Annotated in this window: 6 protein-coding genes and 1 pseudogene; all 7 read right to left on the bottom strand. The window is 63.8% G+C overall.

Features of this window, described 5'->3' with window-relative positions; translation table 11 throughout:
• A partial coding sequence (locus tag EOA24_RS27880; protein ID WP_127410283.1) for an ATP-binding cassette domain-containing protein occupies positions 1 to 192 on the bottom strand: 192 nt, incomplete at its 3' end.
• On the bottom strand, positions 189 to 1,148 hold the full coding sequence (locus tag EOA24_RS27875; RefSeq protein WP_126081306.1) for a PQQ-dependent catabolism-associated beta-propeller protein: 960 nt from the start codon (positions 1,146 to 1,148) through the stop codon (positions 189 to 191). The genes EOA24_RS27875 and EOA24_RS27880, both read right to left, overlap by 4 nt.
• Complete coding sequence (locus EOA24_RS27870; protein WP_126081305.1) at positions 1,136 to 2,356, bottom strand: ABC transporter substrate-binding protein; 1,221 nt, start codon at positions 2,354 to 2,356, stop codon at positions 1,136 to 1,138. The genes EOA24_RS27875 and EOA24_RS27870 overlap by 13 nt, the downstream gene beginning before the upstream one ends.
• A gap of 176 nt (positions 2,357 to 2,532) precedes the next feature.
• A complete protein-coding gene (locus EOA24_RS27865) occupies positions 2,533 to 3,042 on the bottom strand; it encodes a DUF892 family protein (protein WP_126081304.1) in 510 nt (169 codons plus the stop codon).
• 73 nt (positions 3,043 to 3,115) lie between these two features.
• Entirely contained in the window at positions 3,116 to 3,979 is an 864-nt protein-coding gene (locus tag EOA24_RS27860; protein ID WP_126081303.1) for a DUF3618 domain-containing protein, read from the bottom strand.
• Positions 3,976 to 4,368, bottom strand: a complete 393-nt coding sequence (locus EOA24_RS27855; protein ID WP_126081302.1) for a phage holin family protein — start codon at positions 4,366 to 4,368, stop codon at positions 3,976 to 3,978. Before EOA24_RS27855 ends, EOA24_RS27860 begins: the two co-directional genes overlap by 4 nt.
• Positions 4,365 to 4,748: pseudogene (locus EOA24_RS43365) on the bottom strand (hypothetical protein); the annotation flags it as partial. The pseudogene EOA24_RS43365 and the gene EOA24_RS27855, both read right to left, overlap by 4 nt.

Here is a 4,748-nt window from a genome sequence, read left to right as displayed (position 1 = left end):
ATCGAACACACGCACCAGCCCGGTGCGCGCGTAGTAGAGACCGGTGATCAGCGAGAACAATGTCGTCTTTCCGGCGCCGTTACGGCCAAGCAGGATGCACATTCTGCCTTCAGCAACAGTGAACGAGACATTCTGGAGAACCTGCCGGGTTCCGAAGCTGTGGCTAAGATTCTCGATCGCCAGGGCGGTCATGGGCCGATCACGACGCCCCATGGACCGCGCCCCACCGGCAGCGACTTCACGACCTCCTGGTTCTCCAGGTCGATGAAGGAGATATCGCCGGAGTTGCCGTTCGCGCTGATCAGTTGCTTCTGGTCGTCAGAGAGCGCGACATGCCAGGGCCGCTGGCCGACGAGATAGAGGCGCCTGACCGTGAATGTCTTCGTGTCGACCTCGGCAATCCTGTTAGCCGGGCCGAGCGCGACATAGGCAGCCGCGCCGTCGCGTGACATCTCGATGCCGACCGCTTGCACGCCCTCACGCCGGATACCCGGCACCTCGAACTCGATCTTGCCAGTTTGAGCGCGTGTCGCGGTGTCGAAGACCGTGACGGTGCCTCGGATTTCGGACGACACCCATAATTGCTTGCCGTCGACCGAGAACGCCGCGGCGCGCGGCCGCGTGTCGACGAGCAGATTGTCGATGAGTTCGAGCGTAGTGGCGTCGATGAGATGGACCATGCTCGTCGTCTCCGACGTGCAGGCGACGGTTCGGCCATCGGCGCTGACCGCCATTCCCTCCGGCTCGACACCGACATCGACTGTGCCAATGATTTTCGCGCCAGCTATATCCACCACCGAGACCTGGTTGTCGTTCTCATTGGCGACGAAGAGCCGCTTGCCGTCCGGGTGCACGACAAAGAATTCCGGATCGGCGCCAGAAGGCAGTTGTCCGACTATCTGCCGCTTCGCGAGATCGACCACGTCGATGCGGTTGTCGTCGCCTTCGGCAACGAACAGCGTCTTCTTGTCAACCGAAAGCGCCATGCCGCGCGGGCGCCGGCCGACATCGATCCCCGCCTGCAGTGTCATGGTCGCCCCATCGACGACCGCCACGGTGTTGTCCTGCTCATTAGAGACGTAAATCGTCTCGGCCGCCGCGGGCGGGACAAGGACCAACACCAGCACGAGCGCGATCAGCGTTTGCATGTGCTCTCCTCCAGATCGATGCCCAGAGTGTCGAGCGGCGTGCGCTGATGCAGAAAACCCGGTTGTGGCGAACTGGAAACGAGCAGCCGGGGGCCCGCGATCAAGATGGGCTGGCGCATCTGCCCGTCCCACGGACGGAAACTCAGCCCTTGTCCTTTGAAGCCGGCGAGCAGGAAATCGTCGCTGCGCAGATACTTTGCTATCGCAGTCGGATCGAGGCTGTGCAGCCGCGTTGCCGCCTCGCCGACGCTTCTGACCGCCAGCCAGGCGGCGTAGTCGCTGGGCAGCATCCAGCGTCCGGCCAGCTTGTGAAAGCGGTCCTGGAGCTGCGTGGCGCCCCATTCTTCGTCGACCGCGCTCCAGCCGGTGGCGACCAGCCCTTGCGTCCCGGCCACCGTCCTCGGCAAGGCGGTGCGCCCCTCGAGATAAGCGCCGAACTCGTCGGCTTCATCGGCGACGACCAGAACATCATAGTCGCCGACCTGCGTTGCAGCAGGGATCTCCGTCTGGAGCGTGACATGTCCGGTGTCGGCGCGGCCGTTGGCGGGCCGGAACGTCCAAGGTTTGTCGATGGTGATCTGCGCCCCGAAACGCGTCGCTGCCCGCCGAAAGGCCGCCGCCATGGCCAGGTCGTCGGGATGCGGACCAGTCAGCAGGAACCAGTGCTGCCAGCCTTTCCAGACCAGGTATTGCGCCAGGGCGTCGGCCAGCATGGCGCGGCTCGGAATGGTGTGCAGAACGTTTCTTCGGCAGTCCTCCTGACGCAGGCTGTCATCAGGATCGCGGCTGTTGAAGAGCATCATACGCTCGGCACCGGGCGCTGCGCTCGCCTGCAGCAATTGCGCGGCATCGAGATCGGCAACGACGAAGCTGATGCCGGCGGCCGCGAACGCGTTGACAGCTTCGGCAGGTGCTTCGCCCGGCTTGAGAACCCTTTCTTGCAGCCGAAATTGCTGGCCGAGAAGGCGGCCGGTGCCGGCGTCGTCGGCAATGGCCAGTCTGGCGCCTTGCAGACCATCATCTGTGACGGCCTCGTCCAACGGCCCAAGGGATAGAGGCAGTTTGCGCTGTTCGCCGAGATAGCCGATCACCATCGTCTGCGGCTCGGCAAGCGCGGGGACGGCGACGGCGAGCAGACCGACAAACGCCAGAGCCAGCCTCGTCTGATTCAGGTCGAGCAAGCCAAGTTGGATGTTCGAAATCGCCACGGGAACTCCAGGACGGCAGAGACCCTAATGATTTTCGACGAGGAATGTTCCTGGACGGCAAACCGAGTCGAGCCCGCCCTGCTGCAAAGCAGTGTGGGCCCGGAGCCTAGACCGGTGGTGGGAGGACCGACCTGGGCTCCAACTTGTGGAACCTCCGATTGTTCCTGCTTCCAAAATCAGCGTTTCGCGCTGTCGCTGTCCATGTCTGCCCGCGCCAGGAATTGTTCTGTGACCTGCGGCAGGTTGCTCTTCAGCCACTCGGCCATCGCTTCCTCCTCACGCAGGTTCTGTTCGCACACGCGGGCAATCTCGGCCTCGCCCGCGGCATTGGCGGCGGCGATGAGGATCGTGTAAGAGGCGATTTCCATATGTTCGAAAGTGTAGCTCGCCAGCGAGCCTTTCATGACTTCGTCGCCGGCGAACACGCCGCTGATCGACTGCGCCGTGGCAGTCAGCTTGCCGCCTGCATCCTTCAGCATGGACGATCCTTCGTCGAGCCCGTCCAGGCAACTCTTCAGCCGCCTTGCCTGCTCTTTCGTCTCTTCCAGATGAGAACGAATTCGCTCGCTGAGCTCAGGGTAACTCTCAATCCGGCTCAATTGCCCCGACAGCATTGTCTCTGCCTGTTCCTCCATGGCGTGAGCGTCCCTCAACCATTGGACAAGCCATTCGCGCGATTCAGCCATTGTAGTATCTCCATCGATCTGACGCCGCCCGAACCGCCGGCGGCGTGCATTGTTCCTTGAACGTGAGTTCCGGTTACGATTCCCGCGAGAACGGATCGGAATCGGAGAGCTTCTCGCGCACCGACTCGTCGGCCTTGTCGGCAGTGGCCTTGACGACACCGCCGACCTTGTCGGCCAGCGTCCCCTCGTTTGACGCCAGCCGTCCGGCTTCGTCGCTCGCCGTCTGGTAGGCTTCGGCCGCAACTTGCTTTGCGGCGTCGAGGCCTTCTTTCAAAGTCTCTTCGGCAGTGTCCCGAAGCTTCTCGCGATAGCCGCCCAATTGCTCGTCCTCGAGTTCCGTGTGGGGCAGCATGGCGCCGATCGCAGCTCCGATGGCGAGGCCGACGGCGGCCGCAGCGAGAGGCTGGTCCTGCAGCAGATTGTGCGCGGACCGGCCGGCGCTTGTCGCCATGTCGGCCGTAGCTGCCGCCGAGCTCGCAAGCTTGTCCGCAGCGCTGCTTGCCATGTCCGACACTGCACCGGCTGCTTCGCCTGCCATTCCCGAGACGGTTGCGGCCGCTCCGCTGGCTGCTTCGCCAACAGAGCCTGCCGCATTCGAGGCCGTCGAACTCATTCCAGCCCCAAATGCTCCCTGATCGGGCCCGGAACCGCGCCGCGTCACGCGATCGGTGCCAGTCGACGCGCTCGAAGCGCCACTGCCCAACATCAGCCAGGCCAGACCCGCGCCGATCATGGTCAGAGGTAATGGATTGTCCCGAACCTGGACCTTCAGGTTGTGGAGCATGTCGGAGCCCGTGCCATTCCTGAAAAGCCCCGTGAACTCGTCGAAGAGCTGGCCCGGGGTCATCTTGTCGCGAATGGAGTCGGCGGTCGCCACCACCCTTGCGCGCGTGGCTTCCGCCTCGCGTTCGAGCTCGGCTGCGGATTTCTCGGTCATCTCGCTTGTTCCTTGATCACGTTCACGTCACGCTTGAGCTGTTCTTGTGTACGGTCCGGCGCGAGCTCGGAGGGCGCCATGCTTGCCATGCCCGTCCGCAACAGGATCACGCCCAGAACGGCAACCACCACACCGACGAGCAAGGCGGACCATCCTGCACCCAGACCAAGGCGAGCCAGGGCGATGACAAGCGCCTGCAACAAGACCAAAAGCGCCGCGAGCAGGCATATCGCGCCGCCCAGCACCTCGACGGCGCCCGCGCCGGCCTTGGTCGCGCTCTCCGAGATTTCCGCCCTTAGGAGCCTGGCCTCCGTTTGCACGAGCGTGCTCACCTGTTGCGCCAGATCGGCAACCAATGTGCCGAGACTTGGATTGTCCTGAATGCTCATTTCTTCAGCTCCGCTGCCTTCCCCGGTATGCCGCCGTCTGAACCCCAGTTCGCTGGAGGGTCATCCCGGTCTGCGTCCGTTCCCATGCCGGTTTGGCTGGGATATTCAGGCGTGGCCGCGCCCTGCGTCGGGAGGCGCGTGCCGGGCGGCGAAGCCTTTATGAAACGGCCAAGCGCCAGTCCCGCCAGAACCGAACCGGCAAGAAGCGCTCCAGGATTCTGGCGGCCAAAGGACTGGACGTCTTCAAGCACCTGTCCGAACGGCTTCTCCTTCAACGAGGAGGACAGCTGTTCCAGCCCGCTCGCGGCCTCCTGCATGAATTTCGAGGCCGCGCCCTGGTCGCTCTCGGCCAGGTGATCGCTCGCGGCGCGCAGCGCGCC

It is taken from the genome of Mesorhizobium sp. M2A.F.Ca.ET.039.01.1.1, from assembly GCF_003998035.1.
Taxonomy (GTDB): Bacteria; Pseudomonadota; Alphaproteobacteria; order Rhizobiales; family Rhizobiaceae; genus Mesorhizobium.
This window is presented reverse-complemented; position numbering and strand designations above follow the sequence as displayed.